Source organism: Polaribacter sp. (assembly GCF_036480315.1).
Lineage (GTDB): Bacteria > Bacteroidota > Bacteroidia > Flavobacteriales > Flavobacteriaceae > Polaribacter.
Window position 1 is genome coordinate 17,431 of sequence record NZ_JAZGGG010000060.1, and the last position, 24,932, is coordinate 42,362.

Annotated in this window: 16 protein-coding genes and 2 pseudogenes; 5 read left to right on the forward strand and 13 right to left on the reverse strand. The window is 29.5% G+C overall.

Annotated features, from left to right (window positions below; genetic code table 11):
• Positions 1-23: 23 nt before the first annotated feature.
• Positions 24-566 (forward strand): annotated as a pseudogene (locus V3V28_RS12700) (IS982 family transposase); the annotation flags it as partial.
• Here the strand turns inward: V3V28_RS12700 and V3V28_RS12705 are convergent.
• The 9 genes and pseudogenes from V3V28_RS12705 to V3V28_RS12745 form a co-directional block, all read right to left on the reverse strand.
• Positions 563-952: pseudogene (locus V3V28_RS12705) on the reverse strand (DUF1800 family protein); the annotation flags it as partial. The pseudogenes V3V28_RS12700 and V3V28_RS12705 overlap by 4 nt on opposite strands.
• 234 nt (positions 953-1,186) lie before the next feature.
• Positions 1,187-4,453: a VCBS repeat-containing protein gene (locus V3V28_RS12710; RefSeq protein WP_331365386.1), complete on the reverse strand. Its 3,267-nt coding sequence runs from the start codon at positions 4,451-4,453 to the stop codon at positions 1,187-1,189.
• Positions 4,454-4,462: 9 nt separating this feature from the next.
• A complete protein-coding gene (locus V3V28_RS12715) occupies positions 4,463-5,311 on the reverse strand; it encodes a BadF/BadG/BcrA/BcrD ATPase family protein (RefSeq protein WP_331365387.1) in 849 nt (282 codons plus the stop codon).
• A complete protein-coding gene (locus V3V28_RS12720; protein WP_331365388.1) occupies positions 5,308-5,619 on the reverse strand; it encodes a hypothetical protein in 312 nt (103 codons plus the stop codon). Before V3V28_RS12720 ends, V3V28_RS12715 begins: the two co-directional genes overlap by 4 nt.
• A 5-nt stretch (positions 5,620-5,624) precedes the next feature.
• Positions 5,625-7,664, reverse strand: coding sequence for a beta-N-acetylhexosaminidase (locus V3V28_RS12725; protein ID WP_331365389.1), 2,040 nt, complete (start codon positions 7,662-7,664; stop codon positions 5,625-5,627).
• Positions 7,665-7,839: 175 nt separating this feature from the next.
• Positions 7,840-8,034 (reverse strand): hypothetical protein, encoded by a 195-nt coding sequence (locus tag V3V28_RS12730; RefSeq protein ID WP_331365390.1) that lies wholly within the window; start codon positions 8,032-8,034, stop codon positions 7,840-7,842.
• A 2-nt stretch (positions 8,035-8,036) separates the two neighbouring features.
• Entirely contained in the window at positions 8,037-9,959 is a 1,923-nt protein-coding gene (gene nagB / locus V3V28_RS12735) for a glucosamine-6-phosphate deaminase (protein WP_331365391.1), read from the reverse strand.
• 368 nt (positions 9,960-10,327) lie between these two features.
• A complete protein-coding gene (locus tag V3V28_RS12740; protein ID WP_331365392.1) occupies positions 10,328-11,914 on the reverse strand; it encodes a RagB/SusD family nutrient uptake outer membrane protein in 1,587 nt (528 codons plus the stop codon).
• Between the two features lie 10 nt (positions 11,915-11,924).
• Positions 11,925-14,936 (reverse strand): TonB-dependent receptor domain-containing protein, encoded by a 3,012-nt coding sequence (locus V3V28_RS12745; protein ID WP_331365393.1) that lies wholly within the window; start codon positions 14,934-14,936, stop codon positions 11,925-11,927.
• A 200-nt stretch (positions 14,937-15,136) separates the two neighbouring features.
• Between V3V28_RS12745 and V3V28_RS12750 the strand changes: the two genes are divergently transcribed.
• From V3V28_RS12750 to V3V28_RS12765, 4 genes are all read left to right on the forward strand, one after another.
• Entirely contained in the window at positions 15,137-16,180 is a 1,044-nt protein-coding gene (locus tag V3V28_RS12750) for a sensor histidine kinase (protein WP_331365394.1), read from the forward strand.
• Positions 16,181-16,197: 17 nt separating this feature from the next.
• Entirely contained in the window at positions 16,198-16,905 is a 708-nt protein-coding gene (locus tag V3V28_RS12755) for a LytR/AlgR family response regulator transcription factor (protein WP_331365395.1), read from the forward strand.
• Positions 16,906-17,046: 141 nt separating this feature from the next.
• The gene (locus V3V28_RS12760) at positions 17,047-18,378 is read left to right on the forward strand and encodes a sugar MFS transporter (RefSeq protein WP_331365396.1); all 1,332 of its coding nucleotides are present in this window, start codon (positions 17,047-17,049) and stop codon (positions 18,376-18,378) included.
• 7 nt (positions 18,379-18,385) lie between these two features.
• Complete coding sequence (locus tag V3V28_RS12765; RefSeq protein ID WP_331365397.1) at positions 18,386-19,471, forward strand: acyltransferase family protein; 1,086 nt, start codon at positions 18,386-18,388, stop codon at positions 19,469-19,471.
• A 458-nt stretch (positions 19,472-19,929) separates the two neighbouring features.
• Here V3V28_RS12765 and mdh read toward each other — a convergent pair whose 3' ends face one another.
• The 4 genes from mdh to V3V28_RS12785 all read right to left on the reverse strand — a co-directional run bounded on the left by mdh (position 19,930) and on the right by V3V28_RS12785 (position 24,924).
• Positions 19,930-20,856, reverse strand: a complete 927-nt coding sequence (gene mdh, locus V3V28_RS12770; RefSeq protein WP_331365398.1) for a malate dehydrogenase — start codon at positions 20,854-20,856, stop codon at positions 19,930-19,932.
• A gap of 128 nt (positions 20,857-20,984) precedes the next feature.
• A complete protein-coding gene (locus tag V3V28_RS12775) occupies positions 20,985-21,983 on the reverse strand; it encodes a DUF6588 family protein (protein ID WP_331365399.1) in 999 nt (332 codons plus the stop codon).
• Between the two features lie 115 nt (positions 21,984-22,098).
• A complete protein-coding gene (gyrB, locus tag V3V28_RS12780; protein ID WP_331365400.1) occupies positions 22,099-24,036 on the reverse strand; it encodes a DNA topoisomerase (ATP-hydrolyzing) subunit B in 1,938 nt (645 codons plus the stop codon).
• Positions 24,037-24,309: 273 nt separating this feature from the next.
• Complete coding sequence (locus tag V3V28_RS12785; protein WP_331365401.1) at positions 24,310-24,924, reverse strand: CDP-alcohol phosphatidyltransferase family protein; 615 nt, start codon at positions 24,922-24,924, stop codon at positions 24,310-24,312.
• Positions 24,925-24,932: the final 8 nt, after the last annotated feature.

Consider the following 24,932-nt stretch of genomic DNA (forward strand, 5'->3'; position numbering starts at 1 on the left):
TTAATTTTCAGAATGATTAAAGACGTTTGTCAAGAGCATCTAGAAGTAAAGTTTGTAGAGAATCTGTTGAGAATAGTCACAATAGAGGATATTGTGCGAGTCAATCTATGAGTTATTTTGGGTACAAATTACATGCTGTTTGTTCGGTTAACGGAGTTATTGGGGATTTTGACTTATCTAAAGCTTCTGTTCATGATATTCATTACTTAAAAGATATTAAAAACCAAATGAAAGACTGTGTATTACTTGCTGACAAAGGCTATTTATCTTCTAAATATCAATTCGATTTATTTACACATAGTAATATCAAAATTGAAGTACCAATGAGAAAAAATTAGCATAATTATAAAAAGCAACCTTATGTTTTTAGAAAGTCTAGAAAAAGAATTGAAACCTTATTTTCACAACTCTGTGATCAATTTATGATTCGTAGAAATTATGCAAAATCCTTTCAAGGTTTTAAAACTAAAACACTGTCTAAAATTACAGCATTAACTGTTATTCAATACATCTACAAATTCATTTTTGATAGAAATATCAACAATCTAAAAATTAATATTGTCTAAATGCACAACGGGTTATATGTAATATCATTTCCATTAAAATTCCCTATTTTTCCAAAGAACGTTTTTTCTTCATAATCATGCTGTTCTTTTCTTAACTTAAAGTCTCCATTCTTTTTAAAAGACCAACCAGTAAAAACTCTTGCAGATTTTTTAATATCTTGCTCTGTATAATTGTCAATACCCAAAGTAAAAAGCTCCATCAATTCTCTAGCAAAATTTTCATTGGGTTCTCTTTTTATATTTTGCTTATTGTTTAGGTATTTACTCATAGAGGCGCTTTTAGCAATTTCTTTTACAAAATTTCTAAAATCTCTTAAAGCATGTTCTCTTAATATATTATAATCTTCAAGATGAAAAATATTATTGTCTCTACAAACAAAAATATTTGCCCAAAAAAAATGTCATTTCCTCTCTTAATGCTGTATTTTAATTACTTAATCTATCAACACAAGCATAATTTAATTCTCTAACTTTTTGACGTTGTTGTTTTAATTTATTTGTATTACACCTAAAGTATTGAAGCTTATTATTAGTTTCTATACGCTTAATCCTCTATGATATACTTGTAAAAAATAAATATATAAATAGGAAAAAAAGAACCTCTCAAGAATCTTCAGAATTTATTTATTTTTTGTTTTTAAAATTGTTAACTTATTATTCTTATTTAAGATGATAAAATGTAAAATATTATCAATGGTAATTTGCTTAAAAGCTTTGGCGCTTTTATTATTAGAATAACTAACATCATTTAAAAAAGAGAAGTTTCCATTTTTGTTCCCTAATAAAACATAACCTTTAGAAGCATCATATTTAATGGTTTCTACTTCAGCTTCTGGTATATTACCAACACCAAAAACATCTAGAAATCCATCATTATTTATATCTGCTATTTCAATGCTTAATGTTGGTGAAAATTGTGCTTCATTTGGCAATTCTTGAATTTCAAACTGCCCATTTCCTTTGTTTTTTAAAATTATGGTCGTAAAACTTTCAGTAACATAATGAGTTGCTTTTTCTAATTTTTCTGAACCATAAATTTCTGGCATTGTAGATGAAGCAAATACTGCAAATGTTTTTACTTTTTCATTTAAAAAAGGTGTTTGTTGTGTAGAACATTCTTTACCACGAACGGGTAATAAATCACCTGTTTTAGAAACTTTACTCAAGGCAATATCAAAACTCAAGTTATCATCAAAATAATCTGCGTATATGTGTAATGGCTTTTCTTTTGTAGGGTGAAACTTATTGTTCTTACCCCAATTACCAATAATATAATCTACGTTTCCATCTTTGTCTAAATCGGCAGCTGTTATCGTTTGAAACCAGCCATTTAAATTAGTTATACCTTCAATTTCTTTAATATGGAATTTGTTCTCTTTGTTTTCATAAAAAATAATTGACATCCATTCTCCTACTACTATTAAGTCTAAATCTCCATCATTGTCAAAATCAGAAAAAATTACATCATTTATTAATCTTAAATTTGAAATGTCATCAAACTTTTCATCAATTACATTTGTATACTTCCCGTTTTTATTTTCTAAAAAATAAGGTTTATCAGACAATGGATATTTGCCATATTTAACATTAGCGCCAACAAAAACATCAACACCACCATCTTTGTCAAAATCCGCAAAAGCAATTCCTTTAGAATTAACTAATGGACTTCTTAAAAGTAATTTTTTAAAGATTCCCTTCCCATTATTTATGTACAACCTGTCTTGAAGAAATTTATTGTCTTTTTCAACTTCATAACCTCCAGAAGTTACATATAAATCTAAATCTCCATCAGAATCAATATCAATAAATTTGGCATCAGTATCTTCAAATTCTTTTTCTGAACCTAATAATTTTTTGTTGGTTTCAATAAACTTCCCTGTTTTTGTTTGAATGTAGATTGACCCATTTTCTCCTTTAGCATTTCCAACAAAAAAATCATCTAAACCATCATTGTTTATATCTGCAACTGCTAATGGAGAACTCTTTTCAGATTGTTTTTGAGGCAATAATAATTGGAGTTTAAAATCATCAAAACTATTTTCTTTTTGCTGATAATTAACACCAATATCTGAAGGATTTACATTTTCAAACATACCACTGTTAGTTTTTTGAGAAGTACTCTTTTTAACAGAATTTATATAATCTAATGTTAAGTTTGTATTGATTTTTAACTCAACTAATTTTTGTTGTTTTCCATTTTTCCAATCAACTAAAACACTATCAACTTTGGTGCTATTTCCTAATCCAAAATTCAATTTATTACTAACGGAAGACTGAAAACCTCTACTTACATAGTGTTCTTTAGATTGCTGTAATCCTTCAGAAAAAACAGTGATTTTTGCTCCAATTCCTAATTTATTTTTCCCTGAACCTTTTAACGAAAAAGAGATGTAATTTTTTGTAGAATTATTCTGATAAACTGAAGCTTCTTCTGCTTGATTATTTACAATTAAATCTAAATCTCCATCATTATCTAAATCTGCATAAACTGCTCCGTTAGAATTTATTTTAGCATCAAACCCCCAGTTTTTAGTTTCATTTTTAAAAGTTAAATCTTGTTGGTTTTGAAAAATATAATTACTTAATTTATGAGAAGGCATCATATCAATTGCCTGCTCTAAAGAAACTTTTTTACGGTTTCTTATATTATTTCTCATCTGGTTTCTAAAATCTTGATTCGACAAATCATGCTGAATTCCATTGGTAACAAAAACATCATTAAAACCATCATTATCAAAATCTGCAATTAAAGGTGCCCAACTCCAATCTGTTTTTGCAATTCCAGATAATTGCCCAATTTCAGAAAACGTACCATTTGCATTATTCAACTGCAACATATTAGACATATATTGATGATGAAAGCCCATATTTACCAATTGATTAAAATTAGAAACACTCATAGTTGCCATGTTTTCTTTGCCTCGAATATGATCTTCAGCCATCATGTCTAAAACGATTAAATCTGGTTTTAAATCGTTATTAATGTCTGCAAAATCAGACCCCATACTATTGGCGGAAATATGATTAAAATGTTTTAATGCTTCATCTTTAAAAGTTCCATTTCCTTGGTTAATGTATAAAAAATCAGGTTCTAAAAAATCGTTGGCTACAAAAATATCTAGTAAATTGTCATTATTAAAATCTCCAATTGAAGCACTTAATCCCCAAGCTTTATTTAATATTCCTGCTTCTTTAGTAATGTTTGTAAAAGAACTGCCATCATTTCTAAATAATTGATCAGAATTATAATCTTCTTTTGTTTCTTGAATTCTAGGATCTATGTTTATGTTATTTCTAAAATCTTGACGATGATTTACCAAATACATATCTAAATCTCCATCTTTATCAAAATCGAAAAAATAAGATTGAGTAGAAAACCCAAAGTGATCTATACCATAACGAGCAGCACTTTCTTTAAATGTATTGTCTTTTTGATTTATAAAAAGCTTGTTCTTTCTATTTTCATGATTTTTTAATGAACCCGATTTACAAACGTAGATATCTAACCAACCATCATTATTAATATCAATCATTGTAACACCAGTTGTCCAACCAATTTCATCAGAAACTTTTGCTTTTAATGTGATATCTTTAAATTCAAAATCGCCATTATTTAAGTATAATTTGTTCGATTCTTGGTTAGAAGTAAAGTAAACATCTTCTAAACCATCATTATTAATATCGCCTACCGCAATACCACCTCCATTATAAATATATGCGTAATTCAGAAAATTGAAGTAGAGATTTTCTTTTACAGAGTTTTTAAAATGAATGTTTGTGTCTTCTGCTGATAAAAGAGTAAACTGTTTCGTTGGTTTTTTTTCCGTAGAACAAGAAAAAATTAAAACCAAAATTAAGAATAGAAAAATATTTTTATTTGGTTTCATTTATACGTGTTATTTTAATCTTAAAAAGTGGCTTATTAAATTATCAATTGGTCTTCTAATAAAACTTCCTGCAATAATATTATGTTTAGACAGTTCTTTAATAATATATTTTTTGCTAAAAAAAGCTATGGAACCAACAAAATGAATCGAATTTTCTTCGAGTTCATTTTTGTAATGTAAGATATGGTTTTCTACAAATTCTTTAATACCTTTTTCAATAATTTTTTGAATAAAAATGTCTTCTTGGTTTTCAAATAAAAAAGGTGCAAAATTGGCTAAATATTTATTAGGAGTTTTAGATTGGTATATTTTCTTTATAACTCTTTCTTCAGATAAATTATATTTACCCTCTAATGATAAAGAAAGCTTTTCTGGTAGTTTTTTATAATAATATGCCTTTAAAAGTTCTTTACCGAAGTAATTACCGCTACCTTCATCCATTAAAATATATCCTAAAGCAGGTGTTTTTTGCATTATTTTATTTCCATCAAAGAAACAACAATTAGAACCTGTTCCTAAAATACAAACTACAGCTGGCTTTGTGGTTGTAGCATAAACCGCAGCCATCATATCTTCTGCAACTAATACTTTATTTGCATTAAAAAGAGAAGAAAAAACATTTTTTAAAACCTGGTTGTTACTTTCGGTATTACAACCTGCTCCAAAAAAATAAATTTCTTTTATCTTTTCTTTACTCTTTGCAAGTACAACTTCGTTACCAATAATTTTATGTAACTTTTTTTCTTTTAGAATTGCGGGGTTTAGTCCTTTTGTTCTAAAACGAGTAACTTTTTTGTTCAATTTTTCGATAAGAACCCAATCGCACTTTGTTGAACCACTTTCTGCTATTAAAATCATTTACTTGAATTTAATAAGTGGCTATAAACTGACATAATCTTATCAAAAACATATTGCCCTTTTTCAAGAATTCTACTCTCTAAATTAATTTCTGCTACAATTTTTCCGTTTTCAATTTCATTTTTAATGTGAAAATTTCCTTCCGGAAAAAAAACATGCAAACCATTTGTTTCATCTTGTAGATACAAATCGAATTCACCACTCACCCAATTAATAAATGTATAATAACTATTAGAAGAACTAAAATTAGTTTTCTTATTTAGTTGATGATATGGGGCGTCAAAAGATGTTTCAAAATAAGAATTCATAAATTTTAATAGTTTGTATTGCAAAAATTAAATAATTGCTTTAGAGAACTTAAAATAGCTAGTTCTACATCTTCACAAGGTTCTGAAAGTTTTTTAATTAGATTGTTACCTAATGATAAATCTTCTGTTGAAAACTGTTTGTTTTGAATAGAAGTCTCTAATAATTCAGAAATAAGAGAAACGTTTTTAGATAACAACTCTAACTTTTCTAGTTTAGGATTTGAATTCATCTTAGAGAATTCGGTATAATTACTTGCCCAATTTTTCAAATACTGTTGTATCACTTTTAGGTGTTTGTCTTCTTTATTTTTTAAATAAGAAGTTACTTCATTATTAAAAACAATTGCATCTTCTGCATCTGCAGAACAAGCATCTGCAAACAATGTAAAAGGAGAAAATGTTTTGTATTCTGTTCCGCCTTTGTTTCTAGAATACACTTTTAGGGGTTCGAAGATTTTAGATAAAGTTTTTAAGACTTCATTATTTTGATGATTACTAATATTTCTTAAAATAAAATCTTTATTTCTAATATGTGTAATCCCTAATTCTTCCAATTGAAAATTGATGACTTTCAATCTTTTCTGCATATTATCTACATTATTTACTTCTTTTCTAGACCAAAACCGTTCTGCAATTGCTGCTGTTCTAGGCCAGATTCTAGAATCAATTGTAAGTGGAGTAACAAGTTCGCTCCACATAGTTGCTTCTGCTCCTAAAATTCTTTTTCTCTCATCTTTTGTTAAAATGGCATTCCCTATTGGATCTACATTGTAATGTTCTTTTACAGACAATAATCTGTCTATATAATAACCCGCAGACAGTACAGTTTGATAACCTTTTTTTGCAGCTTCTATTAAAGTACTTTGTTTTAACCCTTCATGTTTTCCTCGCCAAGAATGAATAACAGCTGTTGTTGGAGTCGAAGGTGTTAAAATTTCATCCCAACCCATTAATTTTTTATCTAACTTTTTTAATATTTTTTCTAATCTAATATTAAAATAGGTTTGTAAATCGTGATTCGTTTTTAAGTTATGTTGTTTTTTAAAAGCTTGAATTCCTTCATTCTCATCCCAATGTTTTCCTTCATTTTCATCACCACCAATATGAAAATATTCATCTGGAAATAATGGGGCAATTTCTTTAAATAAAGTTTCTAAAAATAAATATGTTACTTCTTTTGATGGATTTAATGTTGGATCAAAAACACCCGAAAAACGTTCAACTTTGTAATCATAATCATCTTTACTTCCTAATTCTGGATATGCCGATAATATTGCAGAAGCATGTCCAGGAACATCGAATTCTGGTATAACTCTAATTCCTAAATTTGAAGCATATTTTACAATATCTTTAATTTGTTCTTGTGTATAATACAATCCATCTGCCGCAATTTCTTGCAATTTAGGAAACACTTTAGATTCTACTCTAAAACCCTGATCATCTGTTAAATGCCAATGAAAAACATTTAGTTTTACAGAAGCCATTGCATCTAAATTTCTCTTTAAAACGTCAATTGGATGAAAATGACGTGAGACGTCGATCATTAATCCTCGCCACACAAATCTTGGAAAATCTTTAATAGAAACACCTTCAAAATAATAACCAGTTTTATTAAAATTAACTAATTGTAAAAGTGTTTCTAACCCTCTTAAAGCACCAACATCTGTTTTGGCATTAATGATAACTTTATCTTTATTAATTGATAGGTTGTAAGATTCATTATCATGTACAGTTAATTTAGAAATACTTTCAAAATTAATTTCAATAGACGCATTTTTAGTTTTTATAGGAAAACCAGTATCGATAAAAACACCTGTTCTATTTGCTAGTCGTCTTAAAAAATTTACAGAATATTTTGCAACTCTTTCTTTTAAATCTTTACCAAGAATGGTTATTGTTAAATTTTTATCAATAGAAAAAGACGTGTTATTTTCTATTAATTCTTGTGGCCAAGGCATTAAATTATATTTTTCTGATAATGCTATTTGAGAAAAAATAGGTTGACTAAAAATACCCAAGATGATAATTAAAAGAATTCTTTTCATTAGTTAAGTTTTAAGTGTTTTTCTATAATTAGTCTATTTATTCCTGCAGCTTCTACTTTTTCTATTCCAGATTGAATTAATGTATCTCCTTTAACTATAATATTAAATGAAAATTGATGCTTTTTAATTGCTTCTACAGAAGTGAAATTTAATGCCTCCTTATAACTATTTCCTTCTAAGAGATAAGAACCAGCTCCACTATAAAAGTTGTATTCGATAAATCTTTAAGCTTTAAAGAATCGTTTTCTATTACTTCTGCATAAATCATTTTCCAAGTCCCCTCAATAAGATTTGAACTATTTATAGGTTCCTTTTTGTTACAACTAAAAATGCCAACAAGAAAGATTAAAAGTGAAATTGTTTTTTTCATTTTTAAAAATGATACCTTTTAAAAGCTTCAATTGCAGCATAATCTGTTAACCCTAAATCGTTGTACTTCTTTGCTGTTAACCTGTTTCTATCCTCTACTCTTACCCAAAACTCTCTAGAATCATCACCCTGAAACATTACACCATCTTTTTGAGATTGATGATAAAATATAGCATGCCTTTTTCTTAATACTTGATCTGGACTCATAGGTACAGCCATTTCAATTTCATGAGAATCCCACTCATGCCAAGCACCTCTATATAACCAAACCCAACAATCTTTCATGTACTCTTTTTCAACTTTCATTTCTTCTAAGGCTGCAAAAAGAGCATCTAAACATACTTTATGTGTTCCATGTGGGTCTGCTAAATCTCCAGCGGCATAAATTTGATGTGGTTTTACAGCATCAATAACGCTCTTCATAACATCTACATCATCTTTAGATAAATTTCCTTTCTTTATAGTTCCTGTTTCATAAAAAGGAAGGTTTAAAAAATGTACATTCTCATCGGGTAAATTAAAATATCTTGTGGCTGCAAGCGATTCACTTTTACGAATAGATCCTTTTAGTTTTCTAACATCTATAGCATCTATAACATCATTTCCTTTTTTATTCTTGATAAACTCTATAATGTTATTAATTTTTTTAGAATCACTATTAAATTCTTTAGAAATTTCTGCAAATTTTAGAGCCTCTTCATCAGAAACTGCAATATTTCCTGAAGTTTGATATGCAATATGTACTTCATGACCTTGTTGTACTAATCTATCAAAAGTTCCTCCCATTGAAATTACATCATCATCTGGGTGAGGACTAAAAATAATAACTCTTTTTCTACTCGGGCTGGCTCTTTCTGGTCTATTAGAATCGTCTGCAAAAGGCTTTCCTCCCGGCCAACCGGTAATTGTATGTTGCAATTTATTAAACATTTTTATGTTTAAGTCATACGCAGTTCCTTCTTCTGTTAAAAGCCCAGACATACCATTATCATTATATTCTTTATCCGTTAATTTTAAAATTGGTTTCCCTAAAAGGTTGCTCAACCAAGTAACCGCTTTTAGTTTTAAATTATCATCCCATACACAAGACTTAACCAACCAAGGTGTTTTTACACGTGTTAATTCAGAAGAAGCTTCTTCATCAATAACAAATGTGGTATTATTATGTTGTTGTAAGTAGGTTGCTGGAACAGCTGCACTAATTTGGCCTTCTATAGTGTCTTTTATAATTGTATTTTTATTTGCTCCCCAAGCTAAAAGCACAATTCTTTTTGCATCTCTTACAGTACCAATTCCCATTGTAATTGCTTTTCTAGGTACGTTTTCAATTCCTAAAAAAGAAGGAGCTGCATCAACTCTTGTTATGTGATTTAGAGTAATTATTCTTGTACCAGAATTAAGATGAGAACCAGGTTCATTAAAACCAATATGACCAGTTCTACCAATTCCTAAAAGCTGAAAATCTAAACCTCCAACAGCTTTTATTTTCATTTCATAATCAATACAATATTGATATAAATCATCTATAGAAACAGTACCATCTGGAATATTAATATTTTCTGGTAAAATATTTACATGGTTAAAAAGGTGTTCATGCATAAAATAAAAATAACTTTGAATGTTACTTTTATCCATTGGAAAGTATTCATCTAAATTGAAGGTAATAACATTTTCGAAACTTAAACCTTCCTCTCTATGCATTCTAACTAACTCTTCATACACCTTTATTGGTGATGACCCAGTCGCTAGTCCTAAAACACAATGTTTATTCTCTTTCTGCTTTTCTTTTATTAAATCTGCAATTTCTTGCGCTACTAAATTAGAAGCTTCTAATGCTGAATTGTAAGTTACATTATGAATTTTCTCAAATCTAGTGTCTTCAAATTGACCTACAATTTGATGTGTTGTTTGTGTATTCTGAAGCATATTACTTTTGTTTTAGTAGTTTGTTTTTTAGAACTATAAAAGTAGTGATGCTTTAGTATTTAGTATAATTTATTCGACCAAAAACAGAAAAATGAGTATAAAAAACAACTGGAAATGTTTACACATTTCCAGCTGGATTTATTAATCAAATAACATATTACAATTCAAATAATATTAATTTTAAAAAAAGTTCAAACAAGTATTTTTTTTTACTATTTGTTTAACATGTAATAAATATAAGGTAACTTTTAATTCATTAAAACATTTTTTCGACGAATCACGTCAAATTACATATAAAAAACAACCGAAAATACATAAAGTATTTCCGGTTGAATAGTTATAAAATAGCATACTACAATTCTATAAGACTAGAAATTAGATAATCCTGTATCCCACCATAATCTTGTACCTGCATTATCTGCTCCTCCTAAAAGAGAAGTAGCTGCTGTTACTCCAGCTGCATTTGTAGAATTTTCACTATCTACAAAAGGGATTCTTCTAATTTGAATATCTGTATCAACAACTCCACCACTTTGGTTACTCACCACAGGGAAAATTTTAGGATACCCAGTTCTTCTATATTCAGACCATGCTTCCTGTCCTTCTGGAAACATAGCAATCCATTTTTGAGTAATAATTTTTTCTAATTTCTCTTCATTTGTTCCAGCGGCATCCCAAGCTACAGTAATAGTACTCATAGCTGCAATGTTATTAGAAGCATTAACTGGATCTACATAATCTGCAGGTTTAGAAGTGTTGTCTGCAATATAAGCAGCTGCTCCACTTGCACCATGTTGCTGAAAAGATAACATAATCCCTGCTTCATAATTTACTTTTGCATCTCCTGCTCCAGACCAACCTCTTAATCCTGCTTCTGCTTTTAAGAAAGCAACTTCTGCAGTTGTCATTAGCTGAACTTTAGGTGTATGAATGTTATCATTTATTGCTGAAAAACCAATATAAGCTGCTTTTTGTGCCAATTCATCTGAATACCCAGATTCTAAAGGCATACCTCCACGAACACCTTTTACAGCACCACCAACACTTGTTGGCGCATCAAAATAACTACCAGCTCTAGCATCGCTATAACCTGTTAAAATAGATTCCATTGAAGCATTCATTCTAATGTCTCCCCAACCATTATCAATCGTATTTAAAGGGTGTGGTAGAGTACTGTTTACATAGAATCCATCTTCATTAGCAACCATTAAACCTAAAGATTGGCTTAACGCTTTTTCGCCTTCAACTTTTGCTTTTGCAGGATCTACTTTAGATATTCTAATAGCTAAACGTAATCTTAAAGAGTTTGCTAATTTTACCCATTGTTTATAATCACCACCATAAGATAAATCGAATGCTGCAAATTTTTGACTATCAATATCTGCTGTTAAATTACCAACTGCTGTGTCTAAATCATCAAAGAATGCATTATAAGCTTCTTTTTGAGAATCGTAAACACCCGGGTTTGTTAAGTCACCAAAATTTGAATAAACAATTGGTCCAAAAACATCGGTTACTCTATGCATAGCAGAAACTTTTAATATTAAAGCAGTTGCATTAAGTGTAGGGAAATCATTTTTAGTTAAGTCACTAATTGACTTAACGTTATTCATTACATTAGAGTAAGGTACAGACCAAATAAAGTTGTTCCAACCACTTACTAAACTGTAAGTAGTATTATTAGCTCCAGCAACAAAAGGTCTAGGTGGTGTTAAATACCCTGAATACACATCAGCATTTAAATTTTGCTGTAACTGGAACGACCAAGCTGGTGAATATTGGTAAATACTTTCAAAAACAGGTTTGTATTTAGAACCTACATGTTGAAAATCTACTTCTAATTGCTCTTGTGTTATATTCTTGTCGTTAACATTATATTGTTCTAAATCACTACAAGAAGTTACAAATAGCCCTAATATAATTACACAAGTAAATAATTTATTTATATTTTTCATCTTGTTATTTTTAGAATGTTAAATTAATATTTAAACCGATACTTCTAGAAGAAGGCAAACCTAAAACATCTACACCTTGTAATGCATTACCTGTACTTAAAGATATGTTAGGATCATGTGGCGCTTCTTTATGAAAGAAGAAAAGGTTGTTACCTACTAAAGAAGCTTTTACTCTTTTAAAGAAAGAGTTTTCAGCTAATTGAAAGTTATATCCAATAGCAAGTTCTGCTAATCTAACATTTGTTGCACTGTATACATATTCTCCTGTAAAACCATTTCTACCACCAATTTTACCATAGTATTCTTGAGCGGTTAATGTAGATGTTACACCTGCTAAATCTACTACAGTTACATTACCATTTGTAGTTTCTCTAGAAGAATTATTACTAAATCCTTCTACAATTGCTTCTGTCATACTCACTGTTTCTCCACCAAACTTTCCATCGATTAAGAAATCTAATGTGAAGTTTTTATATTCAAAAGAATTGTTCCATCCTAAATTAAAGTCTGGATTTGCATTACCTACTTTAGATAGACCATCTACTAAATTAGTATCTTCAGCAATAACAGCACCACCATCTACAATTGGTAATCCGTTTGCATCTCTTTTTACAACTTGTGCATAAATATCTCCAAAAGAACCACCTTCAACTAAATAAGAACCAAAAGTATTAACTCCTTTTGCAGAAATTGTAAAGAAGTCTGTTGGAATTAAACCCTGAACATTAGCGTCTGTAATAGATAATATTTCATTTTTATTTGAAGAAAAATTAACTGTAGTAGTCCATTTAAAGTCTTCATTTCTTACAGGAATTGCAAAAACAGAAGCTTCAATACCTTTGTTAACAATATCTCCGGCATTTAAACCTGCTACACCAGATGCAACAATAGTAGTTGATACTGGGACTCTAAAGTATTGATTAACGGTACTTGTATTATAATATCCAATATCAAACCCAAAACTATTATCGTAAAACTTCCATTCTGTACCAATTTCATAAGAACGTTGTCTTTCTGGTTTAGGCGTTGTTCCTGGAAAAGGTCTTAAAGGATCTGTATTACTAATACCACCACCAAAGTTAATTGATCTGTTTGGGCTAATTTGATCAGCAGTAAAACCACTACCTACTTCTGCATAAGAAACTCTTGCTTTTGCGAAAGAAACTTTATCTCCTAAATCAAATAAATCACTTAAAATTCCTGTTACACCTATTGAAGGGTAAAAGAATGAATTGTTTTCTTCAGGCAATGTAGAAGTCCAGTCATTTCTTGCTGTTACATCTACAAAAATATTTTCATTAAAACCAAAAGTTGCACTTGCAAATATAGAACTACCTCTTGTTTCTAAAGAATTTTCAGTAAAAGCTACAGATGGATTTGCATTAAAGTTTTGAAAAGCAAAAACATTTGCAAACTGTAATCCACCATTTGTTCCAGAATCTCCAGTAAAAGATTCTGTTGTAGATCTTGTAGTACTTAAACCAACAACACCTGTTAAAGATATTTTATCATTAATTTTAGTATTAATATTTGCAAGAACATCTCCATAAACTTGTGTATAATCATTTTTAGCAACAATATATCTTCCATTAGCTGGTGCTAAAGTCGCTTCTGTAGTTGCATAAATCTTTTTACTAAAATCTAATAAAGATTGATCATAAGTCCCTCTAGTTTGAAGAGATAACCATTCATTTATTTTAAAATTTAAATTTAAAGAAGCTACAATTTTCTTGTTGTTATCTTCTGAAGCATTTCTATTAATCACCCAATAAGGATTTTGCTCAATATCTGATGTTCCTCTAAACCAACGTTGCGCCATAATATTTCTTGCAACATTAAATTCTTCGAAATTAGAATAGTCAGATAAAGATTCAGTAGCAGACTCAAAACCATAAGCACCAACTAAAGGATTAAAGTACAAACCAGAAACTGGTCTGTTTTTAATATTTTGAGTAGAAGCCATAACACTAGCATTTAATGTAACTTTATCATCTAAAAACTTTGCAGTTTCTCTTACATTAAAAGTATGTTGCTTTAATTTGTTTGTTGGCATAATTCCTGAAGCAATTGTATTACTATAAGAAAAATATGTTTGCGCATTCTCTGTACCTCCAGAAACAGCTAACGAATTAATACTTGTAACTCCTGTTCCTAAAAAAGAATCTACATTACTTTGTGCTGTTGGATTAAAATCCATCATATAAGCTGCATTCTCTACCGTTAAATTTGTAGAAAAATTTACTTTAAAAGCACCATTTTTACCTTTTTTGGTAGTAATTAATATTACACCATTTAAACCTGCACTACCGTATAATGCAGAAGCAGAAGCTCCCTTTAACACTGTTAATGATTCAACATCGTCTGGGTTGATTAGAGATAAAGCATCTCCACCATCTCTGTTTCCTCCATTAATATCACCAATTGTATCTCCAGGCTGCCCAGATGTTGGATTCGATAATGGAATACCATCTACAACATAAAGAGGTTGGTTGTTTCCTATTGAAGAGTTACCTCTTAAAACAACTTTAACAGACCCTCCAGCTCCAGATGCACTCCTAGTAATAGCTACACCAGAAACTTTACCAGATAAACTATTCATTGGGTTTGTCTGCTTTACTCTATTTAACTCATCTGCATCAATATCTTGTGCAGCATACGTTAATGATTTTCTTGATTTTTTTATTCCAAGTGCAGTAACAACAATCTCATCTAATTGATCGGCATCTTCTTCTAATACAATATTTAATGTTTTAGAGCTACTTATTACTGTTACTGTTTTTGTTTTCATTCCAAGAAATGAAAAGCTTAAAACATCTCCTACAGAAGCTTTAATAGTATAAATACCATCAAAATCTGTTTCTGCTCCTTTTGTTGTACCCTGTACAACTACGCTAACTCCTGGTAATGTTGCTCCATCTAATTTAGATGTTACTGTACCAGAAATGCTTTTTTCTTGTGCCTGTACATTCGATGTAAAAACAAAAGAAAATACGACAATCAGTATTGTGTAAATTTTTTTCATAAAAATGAATTAAGTTAATTGAATTATTCTCGATAAAAATAGTTTTGTATTGGTGGTAAAAAAAAAAATATATACAAACAACAGTAAAATAACAATGAATGACATTTATTTACATATAAGTTGATAATAGAAAAAATGCTATTACTCTTTGTTTTTTATAATGTCTTATATTTACGAAATTTAGTTCTAAATTATATTTTTTGAAGAATACATTTAAAAACATAAACTATAAGATACCAATTAAGTATCATTTAATCTTTTGGATCAGTTATTTTATTCTAAACGTTGTTAGATGGGGAAGTTATTACGAAGATTATTGGTATTCTTTTAAGTCTAATATAGTTACTGTTACATTAGGAATGCTCTTGGCATATTTTCATGTATATTTTTTGCTTCCTAAATTACTTTTTAAAAAAAAAACAATAAGCTATGTACTATTCTTTCTAATTGCTTTAATTGTTTTTTATATAGTTAGAACAGAACTAATATTTATATTTATAAATGATAATGTTTGGCCAGAATCTCAAACTCCACAAAGAGCTTATGCTTTTAATCATATTTTAGTTGTTTGTTTAATTGGTATTTATGATGTTGGTTTAGCTACAACACTTAAATTAACAACAGATTGGATCTTTGACCGAAAGAGAATAGAAACCCTACAAGCTACTCAATTAAAAACAGAACTTCAGTTTTTAAAAGCTCAAATACAGCCACATTTTTTTTTTAATACATTAAATAATCTATACGCACTTACTCTAGAAAACTCTAAACAAGCGCCTGAAGTTGTTCTTAAACTTTCAGAAATTATGGAGTATATTTTGTATCGTGCAAAAGAGCCGAAAATTAGACTTTTAAATGAGATAAATTATGTCCAAAATTACATAGATTTAGAAAGATTAAGGTATGGAAAAAAAGTACATGTAGAAATAAATATGATTGGAAACATTGAAGGTCAAAATATACCTCCTTTGCTATTTTTACCTTTTATAGAAAACTGTTTTAAACATGGAACGGTAGATAATAATAAACTAAATGTTTTAATCGAATTTGAAGTTACAGAAGAAAACTTATTGAAATTTACTGTTAAAAACAATTATAACTTGTTTTCTCAAAACACAAAAGATCATGGTATTGGAAATCAAAACGTATTAAGAAGACTAGAGTTATTATATATGGATAAGTTTACACTAAATACTAGAACAGAAAAACAAAATTATATTGTTGAATTAACAATACAGTTATAATTTACTATATTTAAAACATGAAAATAAAATGCGTAATTATTGATGATGAACCTTTAGCAATTAAAGTTGTAGAAAATCATTTGAAAGAATTTCAAAATTTTGAAGTTATTGAAACATTTAATAATCCTATAGAAGCTTTACCTTTATTAGAAAGTGGGGAAATAGACGCGCTCTTTTTAGATATTAATATGCCTAAAATGAACGGTTTAGATTTTGCTAAATCACTTAACTCAAAAACAAATGTCATTATCACTACAGCTTATAGAGAATATGCCGTAGAAAGTTACGATTTAAATGTTTTAGACTATTTAGTAAAACCAATACCATTTAATCGATTCTTAAAAACAATTAATAAAATAACGCAACAAGTATATTTACAAAAAGGAGAACAAAAAGAAGAAGATTTAAACGAATCTTTCATTTTTTTAAAAGTTGATAAAAAATTAGTAAAAATTAAGTTTGAAGACATTTTATATATTGAAAGCTTAAAAGATTACATAAAGGTTTTTACAACTACAGACAATTACCTTGTACATAAATCTCTAACAAGCATAACAGAAGAGTTACCGGATAGCAACTTTATCCGAATTCATAGATCGTATACCATTGCAATTGATAAAGTTAAAAGTATTGAAGGTAATTTGGTCGAAATTGGTATTACAAGAATCCCTATTGGTAGAAAATATGTAAACCATGCAAAACGTATTATTTTAAATATAGATTAACTTCATAGATAAAATCATTTAGATTTTAAAATAATTCTGTTCGACATTAATTATGTGTCATTGGTAGAATTAATTATTAATTTAAATTACCTAATACGTATATTTCATTTGTCTTAAAAAATTATAAAACATATTAATATTATGTCTGATACTACTCAACAAGCAACCGTAACAAAAAACAATACACTTGTACCAATACTTATTATAGCGGGTTTGTTCTCAATATTCGGATTTGTAACCTGGATAAACGGAGCTTTAATTCCGTTTATGAAGACTTTAAACCAGCTAACTGAAGCACAATCTTATTGGGTAGCTTCTGCGTCATATATTTCATTTGTTGTAATGGCATTACCGTCATCTTATATTATAACTAAAATAGGATACAAAAAAGGGATGTCTTTAGGGCTAGCAATTATGGCTGTTGGGGCCTTGCTTTTTATACCTGCTGCCGAAGCTCAAACATATTGGTTGTTTTTAACAGCTATTTTTATTCAAGGAACAGGAATGACTTTATGTCAAACAGCTGCAAATCCATATATAACAATTATTGGTCCGATAGAAAGTGGAGCAAAACGTATGGCACTTATGGGTATTGCAAATAAAAGTGCAGGTGCTTTAGGTTCTTTAGTATTTGGAGCTCTTTTATTATCAGGAATTGATGAAGTAAAAGAAAAAATAGGAGCTGTTTCAGCTGCAGAAAAAGAGCAATTATTAGCTACGATGGCAGATAGTGTTTTTACGCCTTATATTGTAATGGCTGTTGTGCTATTTATCTTTGCGTTTTTAATAAGAAAAGCACCATTACCAGAAGTTGAAACAACACAAGAGGATGAGGGTAAAGATGATGAAACTACAAAAACTAGTGTCTTTCAATTTCCTCATCTTTGGTTAGGGGTACTTACATTGTTTGTTTATGTAGGTGCAGAAGTTATTGCAGGAGATTCAATTATTGCTTACGGTTTATCTTTAGGGATACCAGCAGCAGATGCTAAATTTTTTACATTGTTTACATTATCAGCAATGGTAGTAACGTATGCATTAGGAGTATATCTTATTCCTAAATACCTTAAACAAGACACCGCATTAAAAATAAGTGCTCTTCTTGGTATTATCTTTAGTATTTGCATCTTATCTACAACTGGTTTTACATCCGTATTATTTGTTGCATCTCTTGGTATTGCAAACGCATTAGTTTGGCCAGCAATTTGGCCTTTAACATTAGATGGTTTAGGTAAATTTACCAAAACAGGATCAGCTTTATTAATTATGGCTATTGCCGGTGGAGCAGTTATTCTTCCATTATATGGGAAATTAGTAGATGCAGGAAAAGAAGAATTAATTGCTAATGGTGTAGGAGAAGTTGAGGCTTTATCAACAAGTGCAACAGCAAGTTATTGGATATTAATTCCTTGTTATGCTATGGTATTGTTTTTTGCAATTTGGGGACATAAAATAGGAAAGAATAAGGCATAGTTTCATTATGAAGAAAAGAATAGAATCTGTTGATGTTTTAAGAGGTTTTACAATTGCATTAATGATTCTGGTGAACACACCAGGAACTTGGAGTAATGTTTACACTCCATTATTACATGCAGACTGGCATGGTTTAACACCAACAGATTTAATATTTCCTTTCTTTTTATTTATTGTGGGTATCTCTATTTATTTTGCCTACAAAAATAAAAACAACGATTTATCAACCTATAAAAAAGTAGCAACAAGAAGTTTAAAATTAATTGGACTAGGATTGTTCTTAAATATATTTCTACCTTACTTACCTTTTGTAAATGATTTTGTAACACTTCGTTTCCCTGGAGTTCTTCAAAGAATCGGAATTGTTTTTTTTATATCATCCGTTTTATATTTGAATTTTAAATGGAAAACATTACTCGGAATTGGAATTATTATCTTAATTGGTTATTGGCTAATTTTAGGTTTCCTTCCTTTTTCTGACGGAACTTTACCTTCATTCAATAGAGTAGCTAATAATTGGTCTAATTATATAGATTTAAAAATTTTAGGAAACCATATGTGGCAAGCGGATTATGATCCTGAAGGATTATTTAGCACCTTACCATCTATTGTTACTTGTCTTTCAGGAATATTAATAGGAAGACTTTTAGACAACTTAAAAGAAATTAAATACTTGTTTCTAACCGCTGTTGTATTATTAGCTTCTGGGTATATTTTTGATATTTGGTTTCCAATAAACAAAGCAATTTGGAGTAGTAGTTTTGTTTTAGCAACAAGTGGTTGGGCAACATTAATTCTAGCTGTTATTTATTATTTAAGAGATATTAAACAACTTAAGTTTGGAAACATTTTTAAGTATATTGGTATGAATGCTATTACAATTTATTTTTTATCAAGTTTTATTTCTAAAAGCATGTATTTAATTAAAGTTGGTGAGAACAATAATATTCATAATTATTTATATGAAACTATTTTTGTACAATCTTTCCTTTCAAATAACTTATCATCCTTATTATATGGATTAAGTGTCGTCTTATTTTATATAGGATTAGGTTATTTTATGTACAAAAAAAAAATATTTATTAAAGTTTAAAAAACTCAACCAATTAACTAATAATTGATTGAGTTATTTTTTACATATAAATTAAATTTCAATTTGCCTTAAGGTACTCTTTTGTGTAACATACTTTACGTTTAAAAAAGAAACTGACAAATACTTTGTTCTACAATTAAAACACTTGTAGAATTTTGAATTAGGTATTAACTTAAATAAAAAATTTCTGGAAATCCTTTTTTGCTCTGCAGAGTTGCAGGTTGGACATGTTTTCATTTTTAGGGGGGGTTAGGGGTGAATACATTGTATGAGGTAAATCTATATTATTTTTTCATTAAAACAAAGAAAAGAGCAAAAAAAATAAATTTTTATTACGATTAATAAAAATTATCGTCTTTAAAATTAAATATGTGCTAATAATAAATCTAAAAATTTGTTCCATTTTAACCAAAAAAACCAGCTGTAAAGCTGGTTTTTCGTATAGTATACTTATAATATTACAATTCTAACAATCCGTTAGTTTTAGAAACACCTTCAGCAGATTCTTTTATATGTGCTTTTTCTGCATCACTTAAATTGATCTCTACAATACTTTCAATTCCGTTTTTACCTAAAACAACAGGAACTCCAATACATAAATCATTTAAACCATATTCTCCTTCTAATAAAGTAGAACAAGGAAATATTTTTTTAGTATCACAAGCAATTGCTTGTACCATACCCGAAACTGCAGCTCCAGGAGCATACCAAGCAGAAGTACCTAATAAACCTGTTAATGTTGCTCCACCAACTTTAGTATCTTGTAATACTTGCTCTAATCTTTCTTCAGAAATAAATTCTGAAACTGGCACAGAGTTACGAGTTGCCAAACGTGTTAAAGGAACCATTCCTTTATCTGAATGACCTCCAATAACCATTCCATCAACATCAGAAATTGGCGCACCTAAAGCTTCTGCTAATCTGTATTTAAAACGAGCTGAATCTAAAGCTCCACCCATACCAATAATTCTATTCTTTGGTAAACCAGTAGTTTTATGTACTAAATAAGTCATTGTATCCATAGGATTAGAAACAACAATAATAATTGTATTTGGAGAATGCTCAATTAAACTAGCAGAAACCATTTTTACAATTCCTGCATTAATTCCAATTAATTCTTCACGAGTCATTCCTGGTTTTCTAGGAATACCTGAAGTAATTACACAAACATCAGAGTTTGCTGTTTTAGAATAATCGTTTGTGCTACCTGTAATTTTAGTATCAAAACTATTTAAAGACGCAGTTTGCATTAAATCCATTGCTTTACCTTCTGCAAAACCTTCTTTAATGTCTAAAATAACAACTTCAGAAGCAAAATCTTTTATTGCAATATATTCTGCACAACTTGCACCTACTGCTCCTGCTCCAACTACTGTAACTTTCATATCTATTATATTTAATTATTTTGTATATATAGTGCTAAAATACAATTTTTTAGGCAAGATTTCTGTTAATTTAAAGCAAAAAAGACATCTAAACTAGATGTCTTTTTTTGTTCTATTTTTAACTATTTTTATCTAATACCGATAGCTATTCCTAGATTTACTGTATTATATTCTTGTAAAGTATAGCTTCCAAATATTTTAAAGAACCCTAAACTTAATCTTGTACCAATAGTTGTACTAAAACCACCAGCATCAAATTTAGAATCGATAGGGTTTGTTATTGTTCTTGTAAGAGCCCCATAACTTAAATCATAGTTTCCAGTCATTTTAAGTGTAGAACTTCCTGAACCATAACCAATTCCCCCATATAAATTTATAATCGGAAAATTTAAAGAAGCAATTGCTTGAACTGTATAAGAATTCAATTTAAATTCTGCCAAACCATTATTCACAGAAATATTTCCAGAACTATTTATATTATAATCAACAGTCATTGTTGTGTAAGCAGCTAATAAAGAAACATGTAAAGGAGTTTTATCCATAGGTCCAAACCAATCTGTTATTTCTTTTTTTATTCCAAGACCAAATAGACTTCCTTTTACGTCTTTATCGCCAACCTTTGGTACTAATCTTAAGCTAACTTCAAATTTAGCTGGTAAACCCAAACTGAATTGAACTGCTGGTGCCGGAACTGCACTTAAAGGTAAACTTTCTTTCACTCCTCCAGGCGCATTAAAACTTGTACTATAATTTACGCCTCCTTCTGTAAAATTAACAGTTGTAAGTGGTGTAGTATCTTCTGAACCCGCAACAGTAGCTACAGTAATTGAACCTGTGTTAACTGAAGTTAAACCAGATAATGTAAACATTTCATCTTTTCCTGGTACTAAAGATGCATTTAAGCCAATTGAAACATCAAAACCAAAAGGCTTATGAACCTTTGCTGTATGATACCAGCCGTTATTCATACCATAAATTAAACCTTTCATTACAGGACTAACATATGCGTCAATTAATTTACTTCGGTCGCTATTATCTACTAAAAGATAACCTTCGAAACCATCTTGTGCTTTTGTGTTAAATGTTAAGGCGAAAATGCCTAAAAAAATTAAAATTGATTTTTTCATTTTAATAAAGTTTGGTTAATACTTGTTAAATTTTTAGGGATTTACTGTAGCTAATATATAAAAAAATACACACTCCTGTATAGAAGTGTGTATGAAACAGGTATTATTACGTATACTATGCGTCTATATTTGCATACTTTGCATTTCTTTCTATAAAATCTCTACGTGGTGGAACTTCATCTCCCATTAGCATAGAGAAAACTCTATCTGCTTCTGCTGGGCTATCTATTACAACTTGACGTAAAGTTCTAAATTCTGGATTCATAGTAGTATCCCAAAGTTGGTCTGCGTTCATCTCTCCAAGACCTTTATAACGTTGTATACTTACAGAACCTCCCATTTGTTGTGCAATTAAATCACGTTGATTGTCATCCCAAGCATATTCTCTTTTCTGTCCTTTTTTTACTAAATATAAAGGAGGAGTTGCAATGTAAATATAACCTTGCTCGACCATTTCTTTCATATATCTAAAAAAGAACGTTAATATTAAGGTAGCAATATGCGATCCATCTACATCGGCATCACACATAATAACTACTTTATGGTAACGAACTTTAGATAAGTTTAAAGCTCTTGGATCTTCTTCTGTGCCAATAGAAACACCTAAAGCTGTAAACATATTTTTGATTTCTTCGTTTTCAAAAACCTTATGCTGCATTGCTTTTTCAACATTCAATATTTTTCCACGAAGAGGAAGAATTGCTTGAAAATTTCTATCTCTACCTTGTTTTGCTGTTCCACCTGCCGAATCTCCCTCAACTAAAAATATTTCACATAATGCTGGGTCAGTTTCCGAGCAATCAGATAATTTACCAGGTAAACCACCAATAGACATTACAGTTTTACGCTGCACCATTTCTCTGGCTTTACTTGCTGCGTGTCTTGCTGTTGCTGCTAAAATTACTTTTTGAACAATTATTTTAGCATCGTTAGGGTTTTCCTCTAAATAGTTAGTCAACATTTCTGAAACTGATTGCGATACTGCAGCAGAAACTTCTCTATTTCCTAATTTTGTTTTTGTTTGTCCTTCAAACTGTGGTTCTGCAACTTTTACAGAAACAATGGCTGTTAATCCTTCACGGAAATCATCACCTGCAATTTCGAACTTTACATTTTTTAATAAACCAGAATTTTCGGCATATTTCTTTAATGTTCCTGTTAAACCTCTACGGAAACCAGATAAATGTGTTCCCCCTTCATGTGTATTAATATTATTTACATAAGAATGTAAATTTTCTGAATATGAAGTATTGTATACCATGGCAACTTCAACCGGAATTCCGTTTTTCTCACCTTCCATAGAAATTACACTCGAAGTTAATTGCTCACGAGTAGAATCTAAATATTTAATAAATTCTGGTAAACCTTCAGTACTATGAAATATTTCAGAAAAAAAGTTTCCTTCATCGTCTGTATTACGTCTATCTGTTAGCGTAATTGTAATTCCTTTATTCAAATATGATAACTCACGCATACGTGTTGCCAAAGTTTCATAATTAAATTCTGTAGTTTGTTTAAAGATAGATTTGTCTGGTGAAAAAGTAACAATTGTACCCGTAAAATCAGTTTCTCCAATCGTTTTAACTGGGTATAATGGTTTTCCTTGAGAATATTCTTGTCTCCAAACTTTTCCTTCTTTATGAACCGTTGCCACTAAAAGATCTGAAAGTGCATTTACACAAGAAACACCAACACCATGTAAACCACCAGAAACTTTATAAGAATCTTTATCGAATTTACCACCAGCACCAATTTTTGTCATTACAACTTCTAATGCAGAAACTCCTTCTTTTTTATGAATTCCAACAGGAATTCCACGTCCGTTATCTTTAGTTGTAACAGAATTATCTTCGTTAATAGTAACACCTATTGTATCACAATAACCACCCATTGCTTCATCAATAGAGTTATCTACAACTTCATACACTAAATGGTGTAAACCACGTACACCAACGTCTCCAATATACATTGAAGGACGCATTCTTACGTGTTCCATTCCTTCTAATGCTTGAATACTGGAAGCATCATAAGTATTTTTTTTCTCTTCGCTCATTATAAAAGTGAATTATTAAGTTTAATGTTGATGAAATTCGTTTTCGAGAAACGAATTTCAGTAAACTCAAATTTACAATTTTAAAAGCCTATTTAAAAGCTTTTTACTGATTTAGGCTCAAAATTATCAACATTTGTTCATTTCTTAAAAGTGTCTTAAATCGCTTGAAAAAGGTTTTAAAAGTATTTTTGTTTATTTTTGATTTCGTTTGAAAATAAAAATAATTTATAAAGCTTTAGACGTTTTATTTTGAATTATTATAAAGTTGATGAATTAGCTATTTAGGAAGATATTCTTCTTAAAATTTTTATTTTTTCTGATTAAATAGGCATGATATGCACTTGGAATATCATGCGCCCATCTAGGTAAGATTAAAATAATTAGGATAACATCTATATGAGAAATTAAACCCCAAATAATTGCTATATAAAATGGAATTCCTGCATAATTGAATCCAATTAAAGAAGTGAAAGCAATTAATAGCGTCAATCCCCAAATTTTTGATAAAAAAGCATGTGTACAAGTTTCTTTGCCAAACTTTAAAAAGCTAATTACATAACAAGCAATTTCCATGATTAGAATAGACCAAATTGCAATAGAATTGTCTTTTATTAAATTCGGAAATAATATAAAAGTTGCAAAACCAATTGAGAGCCAAAAAATCATATCTGTCTGACTGTCTAATCTTCTTAATTTCTCTGTTGATATTTCTTGTTTTCTTGCAACTATTCCGTCTAAAATATCTGAAATCAAGCCTAAATACATCAGAATTAAAATAATTGGTTTCGATTCTTCTCCAACAAAATAGGCTAAACATAAAATAATTGGAGCTAATAAAAAACGAAATAAAATTAGTTTTTGTGGTGTGTTTAATTTTTGAATTTTCATGATTTTAT